The sequence below is a fragment of the Amycolatopsis echigonensis genome, from assembly GCF_002846615.1.
GTDB classification, from domain to species: domain Bacteria; phylum Actinomycetota; class Actinomycetes; order Mycobacteriales; family Pseudonocardiaceae; genus Amycolatopsis; species Amycolatopsis echigonensis.
The window spans coordinates 5,190,990-5,208,997 of record NZ_PJMY01000003.1 but is presented as its reverse complement, the minus strand read 5'-3'; the positions used below and the strand labels follow the sequence as shown (position 1 = coordinate 5,208,997).

Sequence of the window (18,008 nt, the reverse complement as noted above, 5' to 3'; positions counted from 1 at the left end):
GTCCGCTATCCGGAAATCCCGCCAGCCAGGTTCTGCGTGATCAGATTGACCGTGAAGACAAACCGGTCGTGCCCGGTGCCGGACGTCAGCTCCGCCGCGTACTGGCGGGTGCGGGGGAACTTCTCCTCCGGCAGTCCGCTGAACCGATCGATCAGGTCCTCCCGGCTCAGCACCCACTCGCCGCCGTGCTGCTGGCGCTGCTGGACGAGCGACCGTTCCCAGGCGTACGCGGTGACGTAGAGCGTGAGCGAGTCCAGAGCCCACGCGGCGGTCTGCGGTTCGATGCCGCCGGCCAGCAGGATCGCCAGGATTCCTTCGCTGACCCGAAGTGTTTCCAGGTGCGTCGGAACCATCGCGAGCGCGGCGCGCGACACCCCTGGGTACTTCAGGTACAGGTCCCGGATCTGCCCGTAGACGTCCAGGACCTGCTGCCGCCACGTCGCCGGGTCCGGTTCGGGCAGTTCGATCTGCGCGCAGAGCCTGCCGATGAGCAGATCGTCGAGGTCCTCTTTGTTGACGATGTGCGCGTACAGCGACGACGGCCCGGTGCCGAGCACGGCGGTGACCCGGCGGACGGTCAGCGCGTCGTAGCCCTCGGTGGCGACGACCTGCAGCGCGGCGTCGGTGATCCGCTCGACCGTGATGGGTTCTTTCCGCGGTTTCGGCGCGGCCTCGGCGCGGGCGGACGCGTGCCGGGCGGCGCGGCGCTCTCGGGGGCAGCGGGCATGCCCGTCACTATAGCTTGACACGAACTTAGTTCGTCATTTAGAACTTAGTTCGTGACTACTGAACTTAGTTCGTCTCCGCGTGCCGAACCGCTTCCGCTGGTCCAGGCATCGCTCGTGCTGGCGGTCGTCGTCATCGCCGACCTGATGGACCTGATCGACACCAGCGTCGCCGCCCTCGCCGGCCCTTCGATCCGCGCGGACCTCGGCGGCGGGCCGATCACCCTGCAGTGGGTGCTGTCGGCCTACACCGCGGCGTTCGCGCTCGGCCTCGTGACGTCCGGCCGGCTCGGCGACCTGCTCGGCAGGCGCAGGCTGTTCCTGCTCGGCATGACCGGCTTCACCGTCTCGTCGCTGGCCTGCGGGCTCGCGCCCGGCCCCGGGTTCCTGATCGGCGCCCGCGTATTCCAGGGCCTGTTCGGCGCGGTGATGATCCCGCAGGGCATCGCGCTGGTGAAGGTCGTGTTCCCACCCGACCAGCTGCGCAAGGCCCTGATGCCGTTCGGCCCGATCATGGGCCTGGCCACGGTCGCCGGACCGATCCTCGCCGGCTGGCTGCTGCACCTGAACCTGTTCGGCAGCGAATGGCGCTCGATTTTCCTGATCAACGTCCCGTTAGGCCTTCTCGCCGGCCTGCTCGGCCTGCGGGTGCTGCCTCGGCACAGCGGCGAAGACCGCGATGCCCGCCTCGACCTGCGCGGTGTCGGCCTGCTGACCGCGGCGTCAGCGCTGCTCATCGTGCCGCTCATCCAAGGACGCGAACTCGGCTGGCCGGTGTGGACGTACGTGTCGATGGCCGCTGGCGTGGTCGCCTTCGGTTTGTTCGCGAGGTCCGAACGCCGCAGCAGCCACCCGGTGATCGCGCCGTCGCTGTTTTCCCAGCGCGGCTTCGTGTTCGGGCTGCTGATCACCGGCGGGTTTTACGCCTCGCTCAGCGGATTCGTGCTCGTCGTGAACCTGCTCCTGCAGTCCGGTCTCGGCTGGACGCCGCTGCAGTCCGGCTTCGCGCTGCTCCCCTGGGCCGCTGGCACCGCGCTCGCGACCCTGCTGTCCGGTGCGGTGCTCGCCGCGCGACTCGGCCGCGCTTCCCTCCGCTTAGGACTGGCCATCGCCGTCGCCGGCCTGCTCGCCCTGTGGTGGTCGATCGCGCACTGGGGCACCGCCATCACCGTCTGGCAGATGGCTCCCGCCCTCTTCGTCACCGGCGCCGGTTCCGGACTGTTGTTCATTCCGCTTTTCGATTTCGTCCTCGGCGACGCGACACCCGAAGAAGCCGGCAGCGGTTCCGGAATGCTCAACGCCGCCCAGCAATTCGCCGGAGCCATCGGGGTCGCCGCGCTCGGCACGGTGTTTTTCGCCCGGGTCGGCCCCGCGGCCGCACCGTCCTGGATTCCCGCCGCCGAACTGGTTTTCGGTCTCTGCGCCGGTCTCTGCCTCGTGGCGCTATCCCTCGTCGGGTTCCTCCCGAAACATTCCGGCCACTGAGACGAGGCCCCCAGTGCCGAAGACCGCTCTGCTCACCGGCTCCTGTCCGAACTGGACTATCACGTAATCCTCACCGCCCGGGACCTAGCCGCGCGGAATCCCTTGCCGCACAACTCCCGAACGCCACCGCGTTGCGGCTCGACCTCACCGATCACTCGACCATGACCGCCGTCGCCGACTATGCGGCCGGAACCTTCGGTCGCCTCGACGTGCTGATCAACAACGCCAGCGACATCGTCGATTTCGCTGCGCTGTCCGCGCTCGACGCCGATCCGGCCGCCGTCCAGTCCGCATTGGACATTGACGTGCTCGGCCCTTGGCAGTTGACGCAGCTGGTGCTGCCGCTGCTGAAAGCCGCTCCGGCGCATTCCTTCGCCAAGCACGCGCTGAACACTCTGACCGGCGTGCTCGCCACGGCGCTGCGGGACACGCCGATCCTCGTCAACGCCGTCGATCCGGGCGAAACCGCCACCCATCCCGAACGCGGGGACGAGGACACGGCCCGCCCAGCGCTCGAAAGCGCCCGCGGGGTGGGGTGGGCCGCGACGTTGCCGCCCGGCGGTCCGACCGGCGGTCTCTTCCGCGACGGCCAGCTGGTGCTGTCCCTGCTTCCCGGAACGGAAAACACCGCGGGCCCGGACCGTGACCGGTCCGGGCCCACAGCGGGAAACCCCTATTACGCCAGGATCAGTGACCCAGGTGCAGGCTGTCCAGGTGCACGTTGCTCGCGTGCGACTCGAGGCCGCCCGCCACGTCGTGCAGGTGGTTCTGGACCTCGTTGAGCGGCGCGGCGTGCGCGGCTTCCGGCAGCTCGCCGGTCGTCGCGTGCTGGGTGCCGGTCTCGACCGCGTCCTGGACGGTGCTCGTGACGTGCTGAGCAGCCGCGTTGACGGCCGGCGCGTGCGCGGTCGCGCCCTCGATCGCGTGGGTCAGCGAACCCGCGTTCGGGGCGGCCGGCAGCTCCGGAGCGTGCGGCAGCTCGCCGACGCCCGGGACCGACGGGGCCTGCGGCAGCGCGCCGACGCCCGGCACCTGCGGCAGTTCGCCGGCGCCCGGAACCTGCGGAAGCGAACCGACACCGGGGACCTGCGGCAGCGCGCCGACGCCCGGGACCTGCGGCAGGTGCGGCAGCTCGCCCGCACCCGGAACCGCCGGGAGACCCGGAACGGCCGGAAGCGCGCCGGTCGCGTGGTCCAGCGTGCCGGACAGGTCGCCGGCCGAGGTCAGGTCGCCGGTCGCCTGGGTCAGGTCGGCGCGGACGTCGTGGACGCCGACCGGGGTCGAGCCGATCGCCTCGTTGACGGTGCCCAGCAGGTGCGAGCCGCCCTGGCGGACGTCCTCGACGATGCCGCTGACCGGGCCGCCGACGACCGGGAGCTTCCCGGACTCGGACACGACGGCCTTCCAGGTCAGCGCGTCGCCGAGGTGGTTGGTGGTCGCGTCGACCGCGGAGCCGACGAGCTTGCCGTCGAAGACGTGCTCGCCCACCGCGTTCACGGTGTTCTGCGTGTCGATCGCCGCGGCGTCGAGGATCGGGCCGACCACCGGGACCGAGTGGGTCGCGTCGGCGACGTGGTCCAGCACGCCGGAGACCGCGCCCAGGGTGCCGTGGGTGACGGTGTTCAGGCCGGTCGCGTCCGCGACGTTGCTGACGCCCTCGAAGACCGGGCTCAGGTTCGGCAGGCCGCCGAGGAGGCCGCCGAGGCCGTCGCCCGCCTCGTGCGCCACCGGCTCGGCGGCGGAGTTGGCCTTGTCGAACGCGCCGGCCAGGTCGGCCTTGGGCACGCTCGGGGCGGCGGGCACGCCCGGCACGGCCGGGACGCCCGGCACGGCGGGAGCGGCCGGCAGCGGGGCGCTGTCCATGACGAGCGGCATGATGTCCTGCACGTCCGACGGGTTCAGCTCGCCGAGGCCGGCGCCGTTGAGCACCCCCTGCGGGTCGGCCTTGTACTCCGCCAGCGACTGCGGGTCGTTCAGCAGGTTCAGCGCGAATTCGTGCAGCGTCTGCACCGGGCCCATAGTTTGTATTCTCCTGTGGTGACAACGGATCGGGGTGGGGTGTCCGAGAAACGGACGAGCCGGCCCCAGAGCCGGCTCCTTTTCCGAACATAGGACGCCGCCGAATGCCCGCCATCGGGGGGTCACCCGGGTTAGCCGGGGCACCCACTAGGGACTTCACCCCTCCCCCGATTAGGGGCACTAGGGGATTCGGCGCGTCCCCGCTGGTCACAGCGTCGCCGACGCACCACCCCGCCGAGGGCCGCCCACCCCACCGATCGGGGGACGGACGCGGGACTCCCGGAGAGGTTCGCCAGGACCACCCGTTGGTGTGACACCTACAGGGCTTTTCGGACTCGCGCGGGCCGATTCGGAAGACGGGAACGGCGGGGAGACCAGGTTCACCGGTCTCCCCGCCGTTTCCAGTGCCACCCGGAAGAGGAACGGGTAATCCGCGTCGAATAGCGCTCAGCGAAGGCGATCCCGCTCCGATTGCCGCATTTCCCCACGGAATCCGCCGCCGACTCCACCTTCAGGCGGGTCGCCCGCCTCAGGCGGTGGCGACTCGCACCGAGTCCGGCATCTCCAGTTCCCGCAGCAGCTCTTCCTGCCGCCGCCGGTAGGCCGCCACGTTGGCCAGCTTGATCTCCTCGTACCCGCGCACCGAGTCCGGCAGCGAGGCCAGTTCGACCAGCCGGGCGTCGCCCCGGTCGGCCACCTCGAGCGCGCGCGTCAGCGCCTGCCGGTACTCCCCGATCAGCGCCCGCTCGACCCGCCGGACCTCCGCGCGGCCGAACGGGTCCAGCCGCGTGCCGCGGAGTTTGCGCATGGCCCGCAGCGCCGCGAACGCGGGCCGGAAGCCGCGTCCGCCGAGGCTGATCTTGCGGTTCATGCCCAGGGCGCGCAGCACCGGCGGGTGCAGCCGGTGCGCGAACCGCGTGCCGACGCCGAACTGGGCTTCGATTTCCGCGGTCAGCTGCGGGTCCAGCGACAGCCGCGCCACCTCGTACTCGTCCTTGTAGGCCATGAGCTTGTAGAGGTTCCGCGCGACCGCCTCGGTCACCGAAGCGCTGGCCCGGGTGCGGACCCGTTCGACGAACTCCGCGTACTCCCGGGCGTAGCGTTCGTCCTGGTAGGCGATGAGGTCCGGGACGCGCAGGTCGAGCAGCCGGGCGAGTTCGCCCTCCGCTCGCACCAGCGCACGCACGCGGCGGACCGCTTCCGCGTCGACCGCGGCCGGAGCCGACGCCTCCGCCGACGGGGAAAGTTCCGCGTTGAGCGCGTCCGGGTCCGCGACCAGCTGCCTGCCGCGCCGGAACGCCTGCAGGTTCGTCTCCACCGCGGTCCCGTTGATCTTGATGGCCTGTTCCAGGCTTTCCGCGGTGACGGCCAGCGAGCCGGTCTGGTAGGCCGCGCCGAGCTGGAGGATGTTGGCGAACTGGTCGTCGCCGAAGATCTGCTCGGCGAGGCCGCGCGCGTCGAGGTAGTGCCCGGTGGCGGTCGCGTCGCCGAGCGCGCCGCGGATGCTGGACTGGTCCGGATAGGAAACTTCCTTGTCCACCACCATCCGACCGGTCGGAACCTCCGAAGTGGACACTACGGCGACCGTACGCTCGACGTCGGCCACGCCGAGGTACGCCGGGTCGGCGGCGACCAGCGCGTCGCACGCGAGGTAGAGGTCGCACTCCCCGGTGGCGAGCTTCGGGGCCTGCTCGACCGCGCCGGTGGAGATCTTCACGTCCGAGACGACCGCGCCGCCCTTCTGCGCGAGGCCGGTCTGGTCGAGCGTGCGCACCTGCTTGCCGTCGAGAACCCCGGCGACACCGAGGATCTGCGCGACAGTGACCACGCCGGTGCCGCCGATGCCGGTGATCCGCACGGCGACGTCCGAGCGGGCTTTCGCCGGTTCCGGAAGGATGTCCGCGCTGATCGGCGCGAGATGCCGCCGTTTGACCTCACCGGTCGGGACGACGGTCAGGAACGACGGGCAGTCGCCGTCGAGGCACGAGTAGTCGACGTTGCAGGACGCCTGGTGGATCTGGGTTTTACGGCCGAACTCCGTCTCGACCGGTTGCACCGAAAGGCAATTCGACTTCACGCCGCAGTCGCCGCAGCCTTCGCAGACGCGTTCGTTGATGAACACCTTGCGCGCAGGCGTTTCCTGCTTCCCGCGACGGCGCTTGCGCCGCTTCTCCGCCGCGCACTCCTGCTCGTGAATCAACACCGTGACACCGCGGTGCTTCGCGAGTTCTTCTTGCGTGCGAAGAAGTTCCGACCGGTCGCGCACCTCGACCCCGCGCGGCAGCTTGCGCTTCCGCAGCCGGCGTGGAGCGTCCGATGTGATGACGACCTTCGCCGCGCCCTCGGTCAACAGCAGTGCGGCGACCTTCTCCACGGACAGCCCGCCGACAGCGTCCTGACCACCGGTCATCGCGACCGCGGAGTTGTAGAGCAGCTTGTAGGTGATGTCGACGCCCGCCGCCACCGCCGCGCGCACGGCGAGACTGCCGGAGTGCATGAACGTGCCGTCGCCGATGTTCTGCATCAGATGCGGCGTCTCGACGAACGGCGCCATGCCGATCCACTGCGCGCCCTCGCCGCCCATCTGGGTCAGCCCGACGACCTCGCCGACCTGCTCCGGCTCCATGAACAGAGCCATGGTGTGGCAGCCGATTCCGGCGCCGACGAGCGTGCCGTCCGGAACCTTGGTGGACGAGTTGTGCGGGCAACCGGAGCAGAAGTACGGCGTACGGGCCAGCAGCGGCACGGAAATCCGCTCACGGCGACGCCGTTGTTTCCACGCCGCAACGGGTTCCGCGTCGGGAAGGCGCTTGGCCAGACCGCTCGCGATGCGGTCCGGGTCCAGCTCGCCGAGTTCGGTGAACAGCACCTGGCCGTGCTGATCGGACTTGCCGTACACGCGCGGCGCGCCGGTGCGGCCGTAGAGGATCTCCTTGATCGCCGGTTCGACCAGCGCGCGCTTTTCCTCGATCACCAGGATTTCGTCCAGGCCCTCGGCGAATTCCTTGATGATGCCGGGTTCGACCGGGTACACGACGCCGAGCTTCAGCAGCCGGATGCCGTAACGGGACAGCTCGGCTTCGTCGAGGCCGAGCATCCGCAACGCCTGCCGAAGGTCCAAATAGGACTTCCCGGCGGTGACGATGCCGATCCGGTCCCCCGGTCCGGACCGGACGATCCGGTTGATTCCGCTGGCCCGCACGTAGTCCATCGCGAGCGGCAGCCGGACGCGGTGCAGGCTGTGCTCGAGCGTGATCAGCTCCGGCCCGAGCAGCCGGCTGTTCGGCTGGTGCTTGTACGCGCCCTCGGGCATTTCCGGCGCGGTCCATTCCGAATCGACCACCGCGGTGCCGCCGGAGTCGGCGACGTTCGCGACGATCTTCATCGACGACCACAGCCCGCTCGCGCGGGAAAGTTCGACGGCGTGCCTGCCGTGCTCCAGCACGTCCTGCGAATCGGCCGGGAAGAACACCGGCATCGCGAGGTCGGCGAGCGCGTGCTCGGACGCACACGGGATGGTCGAGGATTTCGCGTTCGGGTCGTCGCCGACCAGCGCGACCGCGCCCCCGCGCGGATCGGTGCCGGCGAGGTTCGCGTGCCGCAGCGCGTCGGTGGCCCGGTCCAGGCCCGGGGCCTTGCCGTACCACATGCCGACCACGCCGTCGGGTCGCATCGTGCCCGCCCGGGCGGCGAGCTGGCTGCCCATGACCGCGGTCGCGCCGAGTTCCTCGTTGACGCCCGGCTTGTGCACGATGGCGTGCTCGGCGAGCAAAGCCGACCGCCGCGCCAGCTCCAGGTCGAACCCGCCGAGCGGCGAACCCTGGTACCCCGACACGAAGGCGGCCGAATCCGCGCCGTTCCGCCGGTCCAGCCGGATCCGGTCGAGCAGGACGCGCACCAGCGCCTGCACCCCGGTCAAGTAGACGGTGCCCGCTTCGCGCACGTACCGGTCTTCCAACGTGAAGGCGTTCATCCGCACTTCCCTTCCGCACGCCATCAGCCGGCGGGCACCCGCCGTTGGGACGTGAGCCACCTCACCCGACGCCTGGATCCGGCGCAACGTGCCCGGCCACTGTAGTGGCAAGGACGCAAAGGATGACGCGCGAGAGGGCGGATCGGGCAGATCTGTTGCGTACGATGCCGCTCATGGCCGAAGAACTGCTGGACGCGACCGACCACGAGATCATCGCGTTGCTCCGCGAGGACGCCCGGCGCACGTTCTCGGACATCGCCGTGCGCGTGTCGCTCTCGACCGCGGCGGTGAAGCGGCGCGTCGACCGGCTCCGGGAGAAGGGCGTGATCACCGGCTTCACCGTGCAGGTCGACCACGCGAAGCTGGGCTGGGGCATCGAGGCGTTCGCGCAGCTGAGGTTCTTCGGCAGCACGAACGTCGCCGAGATCGTCGAAACCACCACGCGGATTCCGGAGGCGCAGGCGGTGTTCACCATCGCCGGCGACCCGGACGCGGTGGTGTGGCTGCGCAGCCGCGACATGGCGCATCTGCAGAGCACGATCGACGAGCTGCGGCGCAGCCACCGGATCACCAGCACGCGCACCCTGATCGTGCTCGACTCGTGGGTGCGCGGCGAGGACCGGCCGGAGTAACCCCGGCCTTAGCGCCTCACTGACCGCTGGTCCCGCGGCTGTCTCTCGCGGAGCGTCAGCGCTTGCCGATCGGCCCGATCGGCAGCAGCGTGCGGCCCGCGGTGGCGTTGGTGACGACCGCGAACGAGCCGTACCAGGCGACCACCGCGGTGGCCAGTCCGAGCCAGCCGCCGATCTTGCCCGCGCCTTCCGCGCCGCCCAATTCGCCGATGGTGAGGAAAAGGAAGGTCAGGAACAACAGGACGAAAACCCCGATGAGGACGGCATTCGTGCGCAGCGACGCGATCATCATGTAGCCGGTGAAAATAGTGAACACCAACAGGAACATCCCGGTCGCGGTCGCCGCGTTGGCGGGCGGGATTTTCGCCGCGAACTGCCAGACGTAGAAGGCGAAAGCCAGCCAGAACGCGCCGAAGGTGCCGAACGCGGTCGCACCGAAGGTGTTGTTCTTGCGGAATTCCCACATCCCGGCGAGCAACTGGGCCAGTCCGCCGTAGAACAACGCCAGCGGCAGGACGACCGGTTCGACGGCCTTGGGAATCAGTCCGGCGTTGACCGCGCTCAGCACGAAGGTGGTGGCGGCGAAGCCGGCCAGGCCGAGCGGACCGGGATCGGCGATCCCCTCGGCGGCGGTTGAGGTCGGGCGAGCAACTGCCTCACTCATCGGATCCTCGATTCTGCTTTGCGGCAGGATCTTCACATCTGACACCTGGCGCAACAGACTTGTCCACTGTCCATAACGTCCCTCTTTCGAGTGGCAATCGGCGAATGCCACTCGGCGAATCGGTATCTGCGGTTTATTCCGGACTTACCATCCCGGAGCGCGCATTCTTCGGGAATTCGACAGTCCATTGTGGAGTGCGCTGGACGGTCTCGCGGCGGGCCGCAGGTGCCGCTCGATGTCCGCGACCGAGTAGTGTCACCCGGTGACAGAAGCGTCCGCGGGAGGGGGAGGCATGCCTGCTGAACCGGTCGGCGAACCTGGCGAGGACCGGCCCCGGCCCCGGCGGGGCCGTCCTCGGGGCACCAGTGCGCGGCAACTGGAGGAGATCGCGCTGCGGCTGTTCACCGAGCAGGGGTTCCACGAGACGACGGTGGACCAGATCGCGGCCGCGGCCGGGGTCAGCCGGCGGACGTTCTTCCGGTACTACGACGCGAAGTCGGACGTGCTGTGGAACGAGTTCGACTCCGAGGTGGACACGATCCGGGAGCTGCTCGCCGAGGTGCCGGACGATATCCCGGTCATGGAAGCGGTTCGGCGGGCGGTGCTGGCTGCCAATCATTACCGGGCCGAGGACGTTCCGGAGTTGCGGATGCGGATGAATCTGCTCAGCACGGTGGCGGAGTTGGCGGCTAGTGCGACGCGGCATTACGACGCTTGGGAACGGGCTGTGATCAGTTTCGTGGCTCGGCGGACTGGGCAGGTCGAGGATTCGTTGTATCCGCTGGCGGTGGGGCGGGCGGTGCTGGCTACGTGCCGGGCGGCTTATGAGCGGTGGTCGGCTCGGGCGGATGCCGATTTGACGGTGTATTTGGATGCCGGGTTGCGGGCTTTGGCGGCTGGGTTCGCTGATGAGGTGCTTGTTGGGGAGCCTGAGGGGGGTTGAGGGGTTCGGGGCCTGCTCGTCGCCTGGCGGCGACGTTGCGCCGGGTCGTGCGGTGGGGCACCCCGAAGCTGAATTGTGCTGACGGTCTGAGGGTGGTTGTCAAGGCGGGAAAGATGCCTTGACAACCACCCTCAGACCGCAGGAAGGCTTCGTATGGGTCTGCCCAGGGTCTGGTTGACACCTCACCTGTGAGGCTCCGGCCTCGCCTGGAAGGATGTCACCGTGCCCAAGCCCTACCCCCGTGAGTTCCGCGACGACGTGATCGCGGTGGCCCGCCGCGGCGAGGCCCCGTTGAAGCAGGTCGCCAAGGACTTCGGGATCTCCGAATCGTGCCTGGCCAACTGGCTGCGCGCCGCCGACGTCGAAGACGGCGCCCGGCCCGGTGTGACCCGCGACGAGTCCGCTGAGCTGCGGGAGTTGCGCAAGCGCAACCGGCTGCTAGAGCAGGAGAACGAGGTCCTGCGCAAGGCTGCGGCTTACCTGGCGCAGGGCCACCTGCCGGGAAAATAGCCTTCCCGCTCGTCCGTGAACTGGCCGCGGCCGGCGCCCCGATCAGGGTGCCGGTCGCGGTGACGTGCAGGGTGCTGGGTATCTCCCGGCAGGCCTACTACCAATGGTGCGCAGCCCCGTTCTCGCAGCGGGACTGGGACGACGCGCAGCTGATCAACGCCGCCCTCGAGATTCATGCCGACGACCCGGCCGACGGGTACCGGTTCATCGCCGACGAGCTCGCTCGCCGGGGTTTCACCGCCTCGGAGAACCGGGTGTGGCGGATCTGCTCCATGCAGCAGATCTTCTCCCTGCATGCCAAGACGAAAGGCCGTTCCCGTAAGGCGGGGCCGCCGGTGCACGACGACCTGGTCCGCCGGGATTTCACCGCTGATGCACCGAATACCAAGTGGCTGACCGATATCACCGAGCACTCCACCGGTGAGGGCAAGCTGTACTTGTGTGCGGTCAAGGATTGCTACTCCAACAAGATCGTCGGATACTCCATCGCCTCGCACATGCGGGCCTCACTCGCCGTCAGCGCGCTGCGGAACGCGATCGCGCTGCGCGACCCGCACGATGTCGTCGTCCACTCCGACAGTGAGACTGTTTCTGCCGGTGTTGCCCCGGGTTTCCCGGCCCGCGAGAGGGACGGACGCGGGAGGATGCTGGTGCCGGGCGCTCCGAGAGCTTCCTGACCCTCACTCCGATCGACGAAGTGTTGTCTTTCCTCGGATCTGTCGGTTGCTCTGGGAGCGCCCGGCGAGGCGCTACGCCTCGCCGTCGGGGTGACCTAAGGAGAGCCTGCGCCACCAGGCGCTCATCACTGTCTTGTCCGCCGGTTCGGTCGATGCGCGGCGCCGCCCTGCCCATCGAGCGGATCGGAGAGGACGACATGACCAGCATTGCGCATGCTGCGCGAACGGGCCAGACCCGGGAGTCGGCAGCATCCGGGAAGACCGTGTACGCCGGCGTGGACACGCACAAGGAGCTGCACGTGGCGGCGGTCGTCGACGACGGCGGGACAGTACTGGGCACGCACAGTTTCTCCACCACCCGCGCTGGCTATCGGGCTCTGACGGCCTGGATCGGCGAACACGGCCGGCTGGCCCGCATCGGCGTCGAAGGGACCGGCTCCTACGGCGCCGGGCTGACCCGGCACCTGGCGAAGGCCGGTGCGACCGTTCTCGAGGTCGACCGGCCGGACCGCTCCGATCGCCGCCGCAGGGGCAAGGACGACGACCTGGACGCGATCAGCGCCGCCCGGGCGGTGCTGCACAACCGGCGGACCGCGATCCCGAAGTCCAAGGACGGGGCCGTCGAGGCGCTGCGGGTCCTGCGGACGGCACGAGCCCAAGCGGTCCGCGAGCGGCGAAACGCCTTGCAACTGCTGCGAATGACGATCGTCTCAGCACCGGACGAGGTGCGTGACCAGATCCGCAACCTCACCCGCATGCAGCTGATCCGGGTGGTCGCCGCCTGGCGTCCGGACGTGTCGAACGCCGCCGACCCGATCGGCGCCTACCGGGTCGCGCTCAAGTCGATGGCACGTCGCTACCTCGAACTGACCGACGAGATCGCCGACCTCGACGACCTGATCAACCCGCTGGTCGAGGCACTCGCGCCGCAGCTGCTCGCGCGGCTTGGCATCGGCGTCGAGATCGCCGGACAGCTGCTCGTCACCGCTGGCGACAACCCCGACAGGATGACGTCGGAGGCAGGGTTCGCGATGCTCTGCGGCGTCGCGCCGCTGCCCGCGTCATCCGGGACGACCCAGCGCCACCGGCTCAACCGCGGCGGGGACAGGCAAGCCAACCGCGCCCTGCACCTGGCTGTCGTCAGCCGCATCCGCCTGGACCCGAGAACCCAGGCCTACCTCGCGCGCAAGACCGCCGAAGGCCACTCGAAGCTCGAGATCATCCGTTGTCTGAAGCGCTATCTCGCCCGCGAGGTCTACTACCTCCTCAACCCCGGCCAACAACGGATCGCCCGCCGCCCCTACCGCCGCCACACGGCCACCTGACCCCAAACTCTGCCGGCTCCTCCGTCGCCGCCGCAACCGCCGGAGCGCAGGCGCGGTCACGATGGAGCACCCCACCGGATGAACGACCTTGACCGCGCCGAGCACCGGCACACCATCACAGGCGAAGGAGCCAGCCACCCCACGGTTGACAAACAGGAGAGCATCCAGGGCTTCCAATACCAGCACGCCTCCTGGCGCACCCTGCTCGCCGACGCCGGCCTGACCCAGTCGATGTCCCGCCGCGCCACCTGCCTGGACAACGCCGTCGCCGAGAACTTCTTCGGCCACCTCAAAGAAGAACTCTTCCACCACAACACGTTCGACACCGTCGACACGTTCACCACGGCACTGCACGACTACATCGACTGGTACAACACCACCCGCATCTCCACCACCCTCGGCGACCTCAGCCCAGCCGAATACCGAGCCCAGACCCTCGCCGCCTAACCTCTACATAACCAGTCCAACTTCCGGGGCCCAGTTCACTCAGGGGTCCCCTCACGGACGGTCCAGCAGTGTGGCTAGCGCGGCGGGGGCGGCTGCGGCACCGCTGAGCGGATGCCACCGGGCGCCGGATTCGCGGGCGAAGCGTTCGGCTTCCTCGCAGTCCTCTGCGGGGGCCAGGATCAACAGCTCTTCGCACGCGCGGGCGGCGGGCAGCGGGTCTTCGTCGTCGGTGGCCCGGCAGTCTGACAACAGGAGAACCGTTTTCCGGGCCGCGCGCGAGGGGGCCAGTTGCTCGTTCGCCTTGCGCAAGGCCGCCGACAATGCCGTGACTCCGTGTCCTCGCAGCGACAGGACCGATTCCACGACCGCAGCTTGAGAACGGGAAGACCGCAGCGGGCGGATGACCTCCGCTGTCCGGGCGAACGACACCACGGCGTGCTCGACCGGTGCTCGCCACGAGCAGGCCGCGGCTGTGAGCGCGGCTGCGGCCAAGCGTGCGCCGGTCATTGAGCCGCTCGTGTCAATTACCAGGCACAGAGCCAATTCTGGCCGTGCCCACCGGCGTGCCACGAGGTCGTCCAGTGCGGGGACCCCACCGACTGCTGCCGCGTCTACCAGTGCGGGCAGCGACCGGTCCAGGTCGAGTTCGCCGCCTCGGTCGGCTCGGTCTCGGCGCAGCTTTCCTACGCCTCGGCCCCGCGCTACGCCGCGTCGTGCGACGTCGATCATCAAGCGGCGGGCCAATTGTCGCGCCGCCGCGCGCAGGGACTCGTCGGTGGCTTTGCTCATCTCGACCAGCAGAGCCATGGCCTCGTCCGCGTCCTCGCGGAACACCGCGCTGAACGCTTCCTCGTCCAGGGTGCCGACCTCGGGCGAGATTTCCGCGAAACGGCCGTTGCGGGACAGTTCGGAGCGCGGCGTGGTGCTGCTGCGCGCCGAACCTGGACGGGGTGGTCGTTGTTGTTGCTGGGGGCCCGCCGGCGGCGGGCTCAGGCTTCCCCCGGCGGGTCACCGCTTTCCGAATCCTCCGGCGGAGATTCCGTTCCGAAGACTGCCACATACAGTTCGTCGATCACTGACTCCGTGGTGCGGCCGCTGGATTCGTGCAGGCCGATGCGGCCGGACAAGGCGGCCATCGCGGCGTCGTGGCCGATCCGCCAGTCTGTTGCCGAGCCGCCGCGGATGCGGGCCAGCGAAACTGCCAGTCGCACCACGTCGATCGCGCCGCGTACTGACGAACCCACCCGGACGTCGGCATGTTCGCGCGTGCGGCGTACCAGATCCACGACTTGGTCACGCCATTCGGCAGGTACCGACGGGCCGCGCCGGGCGACGATGTCGCTCTCCTCGGCTTGGCTTTGGTAGCCCATCACGATCCGGCAGACCCGGTCGTAAATCGCCGACGAGATCCGTGCGGTGCCGACGGCGTCGAACGGATTCATCGCGGCTACCAGGCGAAACCCGTCAGCCGCCCGTACCCGGCCCAGGCGTGGGACGTGCAGTTCGGCTTCGGACATGACGGTGATCAGGACGTTGAGCGTCTCCTCCGGGATCCGGTTGACCTCCTCGACGTACAGCAGGCCGCCGGTGCGCAGTGCCTCGATCAGCGGACCGTCCACAAAGGTCTCCGGCACGTAGCCTTCCGCCAGTACCCGCGAAGGATCGAACTGTCCGACCAACCGGGCAGGCGTCAGCTCGGCGTTGCCTTCCACGAACACGAACGGCGAGCCTCCGGCCTCTGCGACGGCACGCAAGAGCGTGGTTTTGCCGGTGCCTGGCGGGCCTTCGAGCACGACGTGCGCGCCGCAGTCGAGACCGGCCAGCAGCAGTTCGATCTCGCGACGGCGGCCGACCACGTCCGCGGCCAGGAGGGGAACCGCGGACTGCGGACCGGAAACCGGCCCGCAGTCCGCCGACAATGCCGTCACGGCGCGTCGTGGACCAGCACGCCGCGCACGTTCCGGCCCTCCAGCAGATCGTCGTACCCCTGGTTGACCTCTTCCAGGCGGTACGTGCGGGTGATGATCTCGTCCAGCTTCAGGTCCCCGCTCTGGTACAGCCCGAGGATCTTCGGGATGTCCGTGGTCGGGTTGCAGTCGCCGAACAGGCTGCCCTTCACCGTCTTCTTGAACAGCGTCAGGATCGAACCGGGAAGGTTGACGTTGTTGACCGACAGCTTGTTCAGCCCGGTCAGCACGATCGTGCCGCCCTTGCCGGTGGCGTTGAACGCGCCGGTCACGATCTCCTCGGTGACGATGCCCGCGGTGACGATCGTCTTGTCCGCGCCGTTGCCGTTGGTGAACGACTGCGCCAGCTCGGCCGCCTCCTCCGGCGTCGCGACCGCGTGCGTCGCGCCGAGTTCCATCGCCTTTTCCCGCTTGTTCTCCAGCGGGTCCAGCGCGATCACGTTCTTCGCACCGGCGTAGCGCGCGCCCTGCACCGCGTTGATGCCGATGCCGCCGACACCGGACACGATCACCGTCTCGCCCGGCCGGACGTTGGCCGCGTTGACCGCCGAACCCCACCCGGTCGGAACGCCGCAGCCGACGAGCACCGCCTTGTCGAGCGGAAGGTCGTCGTCGACCTTCACGACCGAGTTCTGGTGGATGGTCGAGTACTGGCTGAACGTGCCGAGCATGCACATCGCGCCGTACTCCTTGACCGGGCCGGGGCCGCTGAACGGGAACCGCTCGCCCGGCAGGTAGCCCTCGAGGATCGTGGCGCCCATGTCGCAGATCGCCTGCTGCCCGGTGGCGCACCAGCGGCACACGCCGCAGTTCGGGATGAACGAGCACACCACGTGGTCGCCCGGCTTGACCCGGGTGACGCCGGGGCCGACGTCCTCGATGATGCCCGCGCCCTCGTGGCCGAGCACCATCGGCAGCCGGGCCTCCAGGTCGCCGTGCGCGATGTGCACGTCCGAATGGCACAGCCCGGCGTGGGTGTACCGGATCAGCACCTCGCCCTCGCCGGGGCCTTCGAGGTCGAGCTCGACCACCTCGATCGGCTTGCCCACCTCGTAGACGACCGCTGCTTTCGTCTTCATCGGGAACTCCTTTGTTCGAGCGGGCGGATCACAGCGCGATGTTCACGGACTTGGTCTGCGTGTAGAGGTCGAGCGCGGCCGCGCCCAGTTCCCGGCCCCAGCCGGACTGTTTGTAGCCGCCGAACGGCATCGCCGTGTCGAAGCCGTTGTACTGGTTGACCCACACCGAGCCTGCCTTCAGTTCCTTCGCGGTACGGTGCGCCTTCGCGACGTCGCGTGTCCAGACCCCGGCGGCCAGTCCGTACTCGCTGTTGTTGGCCGCGGCGGCCACGCCGGCTTCGGCGTTGAACGGCATGGCCGCCACGACCGGGCCGAAGATTTCTTCCCGGACGATGCTGAATTCCGGTTTCACGTCGACGAAAACGGTCGGCTCGATGAAGTATCCGGTGTCGCCCCAGCGTTTTCCGCCGGTGAGCGCGCGGGCGCCGTCGGCGAGACCTTCGCCGAGATAGCGCGAAACGCGGTCGAACTGCTCTTGGGAAACCATCGGGCCCAGCTGGGTTTCCGGGTCGAGGCCCGGCCCGATCTTCACCTGGCTCGCCGCCTGCGCGACCGCCTGGGTGAACTCCTCGAAGATCGTGTCCTCCACGTACAGCCGCGTTCCGGCGACGCAGCACTGGCCGTGGTTGAACATCCACGCGTTGACCGAACCGGGCACCGCGAGGTCGAGATCGGCGTCGGCGAACACCACGTTCGGGCTCTTTCCGCCCAGCTCCAGGGAGACCTTCTTCAGGTTTCCGCTCGCCGCCTGGACGATCTTCTTGCCCACCTCGGTCGAGCCGGTGAACGCGACCTTGTCCACGCCGTCGTGCGCGGCCAGCGCGGCCCCGGCGTCGCCGAAACCGGTGACGATGTTGACCACGCCGGGCGGGAAGCCGGCTTCCTCGAACAGCTTGCCGAGCAGCAACGCGGTCAGCGGCGTCTGTTCGGCGGGCTTGAGCACCACGGTGTTGCCCGCGGCGAGTGCCGGCGCGATCTTCCACGCGGCCATCAGCAGCGGGAAGTTCCACGGGATGATCTGCCCGCACACGCCGACCGGCTCGCGCAGCGTGTAGGCGTGGAACTGCGCGTCCGGCGCGAACGGCATCGACACGTTCACCGTGCTGCCTTCGATCTTGGTCGCCCAGCCCGCGTAGTACCGGAAGACGTCGGCGGCCCAGCCGGTGTCCACGGCGGTCGCGATGGCCGCCGACTTGCCGTTGTCGAGCGCTTCCAGCTGGCCGAAGATCTCCGCCCGCTCGGACAGCAGATCGCCGATGCGCCAGATCAGCCGTTCGCGCTCGTTCGGCTTCATCGCGGCCCACGGGCCCTCGTCGAACGCCTTGCGCGCGGCGGCGACGGCGCGGTTGACGTCCTCGGCCTCGCCGTGCGCGACCTCGGCGATCTTCTCCCCGGTGGCCGGGTCGTAGGTCGGGAACGTGCGGCCCGACGCGGCCGGGACCCAGCGCCCGCCGATCAGCAGCTCCAGCGGGCCGGACACGAACTCCCGGACCTGGGTGTGCAGGGGGAATTCCACCGTTGCGGTCACCTGGCGCCTCCTCACTTCGTTGTGACGGAGGTCA

At 69.2% G+C, this 18,008-nt stretch carries 14 protein-coding genes and 1 pseudogene; 7 read left to right on the top strand and 8 right to left on the bottom strand.

The window, feature by feature from the left end:
• Positions 1-5: 5 nt before the first annotated feature.
• Positions 6-749 carry a TetR/AcrR family transcriptional regulator gene (locus tag ATK30_RS29785; RefSeq protein WP_101438310.1) on the bottom strand — a complete coding sequence of 248 codons (744 nt, stop codon included), beginning with the start codon at positions 747-749 and terminating at the stop codon, positions 6-8.
• Between the two features lie 30 nt (positions 750-779).
• Here ATK30_RS29785 and ATK30_RS29780 point away from each other — a divergent pair, with 30 nt between their 5' ends.
• Together ATK30_RS29780 and ATK30_RS29775 are read left to right on the top strand one after the other, a co-directional pair.
• Positions 780-2,210: an MFS transporter gene (locus tag ATK30_RS29780; protein ID WP_244194769.1), complete on the top strand. Its 1,431-nt coding sequence runs from the start codon at positions 780-782 to the stop codon at positions 2,208-2,210.
• A gap of 131 nt (positions 2,211-2,341) precedes the next feature.
• Positions 2,342-2,992: an SDR family NAD(P)-dependent oxidoreductase gene (locus tag ATK30_RS29775; protein WP_244194768.1), complete on the top strand. Its 651-nt coding sequence runs from the start codon at positions 2,342-2,344 to the stop codon at positions 2,990-2,992.
• Here the strand turns inward: ATK30_RS29775 and ATK30_RS29770 are convergent.
• Together ATK30_RS29770 and ATK30_RS29765 are read right to left on the bottom strand one after the other, a co-directional pair.
• Complete coding sequence (locus ATK30_RS29770) at positions 2,898-4,229, bottom strand: IniB N-terminal domain-containing protein (RefSeq protein ID WP_208637451.1); 1,332 nt, start codon at positions 4,227-4,229, stop codon at positions 2,898-2,900. The genes ATK30_RS29775 and ATK30_RS29770 overlap by 95 nt on opposite strands.
• 529 nt (positions 4,230-4,758) lie before the next feature.
• Positions 4,759-8,202, bottom strand: a complete 3,444-nt coding sequence (locus ATK30_RS29765) for an indolepyruvate ferredoxin oxidoreductase family protein (protein WP_101438308.1) — start codon at positions 8,200-8,202, stop codon at positions 4,759-4,761.
• A 173-nt stretch (positions 8,203-8,375) separates the two neighbouring features.
• Between ATK30_RS29765 and ATK30_RS29760 the strand changes: the two genes are divergently transcribed.
• Positions 8,376-8,834 carry an Lrp/AsnC family transcriptional regulator gene (locus ATK30_RS29760; protein WP_101441140.1) on the top strand — a complete coding sequence of 153 codons (459 nt, stop codon included), beginning with the start codon at positions 8,376-8,378 and terminating at the stop codon, positions 8,832-8,834.
• 55 nt (positions 8,835-8,889) lie between these two features.
• Here the strand turns inward: ATK30_RS29760 and ATK30_RS29755 are convergent, their stop codons facing one another.
• On the bottom strand, positions 8,890-9,498 hold the full coding sequence (locus ATK30_RS29755; protein ID WP_101441139.1) for an acetate uptake transporter: 609 nt from the start codon (positions 9,496-9,498) through the stop codon (positions 8,890-8,892).
• A 292-nt stretch (positions 9,499-9,790) separates the two neighbouring features.
• Between ATK30_RS29755 and mftR the strand changes: the two genes are divergently transcribed.
• From mftR to ATK30_RS29730, 4 genes and pseudogenes are all read left to right on the top strand, one after another.
• The gene (mftR, locus tag ATK30_RS29750; RefSeq protein ID WP_101438307.1) at positions 9,791-10,441 is read left to right on the top strand and encodes a mycofactocin system transcriptional regulator; all 651 of its coding nucleotides are present in this window, start codon (positions 9,791-9,793) and stop codon (positions 10,439-10,441) included.
• Between the two features lie 222 nt (positions 10,442-10,663).
• Positions 10,664-11,529 (top strand): annotated as a pseudogene (locus ATK30_RS46430) (IS3 family transposase); the annotation flags it as partial.
• Positions 11,530-11,825: 296 nt separating this feature from the next.
• Complete coding sequence (locus ATK30_RS29735) at positions 11,826-12,953, top strand: IS110 family RNA-guided transposase (protein WP_244194597.1); 1,128 nt, start codon at positions 11,826-11,828, stop codon at positions 12,951-12,953.
• A gap of 78 nt (positions 12,954-13,031) precedes the next feature.
• Positions 13,032-13,400, top strand: coding sequence for an IS3 family transposase (locus tag ATK30_RS29730; protein WP_244194767.1), 369 nt, complete (start codon positions 13,032-13,034; stop codon positions 13,398-13,400).
• Positions 13,401-13,451: 51 nt separating this feature from the next.
• On the opposite strand, the gene ATK30_RS29725 is transcribed toward ATK30_RS29730, so the two are convergent.
• The 4 genes from ATK30_RS29725 to ATK30_RS29710 form a co-directional block, all read right to left on the bottom strand.
• Positions 13,452-14,234, bottom strand: a complete 783-nt coding sequence (locus ATK30_RS29725; protein WP_208637450.1) for a vWA domain-containing protein — start codon at positions 14,232-14,234, stop codon at positions 13,452-13,454.
• 155 nt (positions 14,235-14,389) lie between these two features.
• Positions 14,390-15,328: an AAA family ATPase gene (locus ATK30_RS29720; RefSeq protein WP_101438303.1), complete on the bottom strand. Its 939-nt coding sequence runs from the start codon at positions 15,326-15,328 to the stop codon at positions 14,390-14,392.
• Entirely contained in the window at positions 15,325-16,446 is a 1,122-nt protein-coding gene (locus ATK30_RS29715) for an NDMA-dependent alcohol dehydrogenase (RefSeq protein WP_101438302.1), read from the bottom strand. The genes ATK30_RS29720 and ATK30_RS29715 overlap by 4 nt, the downstream gene beginning before the upstream one ends.
• Positions 16,447-16,474: 28 nt before the next feature.
• Positions 16,475-17,974: an aldehyde dehydrogenase family protein gene (locus tag ATK30_RS29710; protein ID WP_101438301.1), complete on the bottom strand. Its 1,500-nt coding sequence runs from the start codon at positions 17,972-17,974 to the stop codon at positions 16,475-16,477.
• Positions 17,975-18,008: the final 34 nt, after the last annotated feature.

What these genes read in the sequence shown, in the direction of transcription:
- ATK30_RS29770 (WP_208637451.1), bottom strand. Translation starts at nt 4,229, where the DNA reads ATGGGCCCGGTGCAGACGCTGCACGAATTCGCGCTGAACCTGCTGAAC.
- ATK30_RS29765 (WP_101438308.1), bottom strand. Translation starts at nt 8,202, where the DNA reads ATGAACGCCTTCACGTTGGAAGACCGGTACGTGCGCGAAGCGGGCACC.
- ATK30_RS29760 (WP_101441140.1), top strand. Translation starts at nt 8,376, where the DNA reads ATGGCCGAAGAACTGCTGGACGCGACCGACCACGAGATCATCGCGTTG.
- ATK30_RS29755 (WP_101441139.1), bottom strand. Translation starts at nt 9,498, where the DNA reads ATGAGTGAGGCAGTTGCTCGCCCGACCTCAACCGCCGCCGAGGGGATC.
- mftR (WP_101438307.1), top strand. Translation starts at nt 9,791, where the DNA reads ATGCCTGCTGAACCGGTCGGCGAACCTGGCGAGGACCGGCCCCGGCCC.
- ATK30_RS29735 (WP_244194597.1), top strand. Translation starts at nt 11,826, where the DNA reads ATGACCAGCATTGCGCATGCTGCGCGAACGGGCCAGACCCGGGAGTCG.
- ATK30_RS29730 (WP_244194767.1), top strand. Translation starts at nt 13,032, where the DNA reads ATGAACGACCTTGACCGCGCCGAGCACCGGCACACCATCACAGGCGAA.
- ATK30_RS29715 (WP_101438302.1), bottom strand. Translation starts at nt 16,446, where the DNA reads ATGAAGACGAAAGCAGCGGTCGTCTACGAGGTGGGCAAGCCGATCGAG.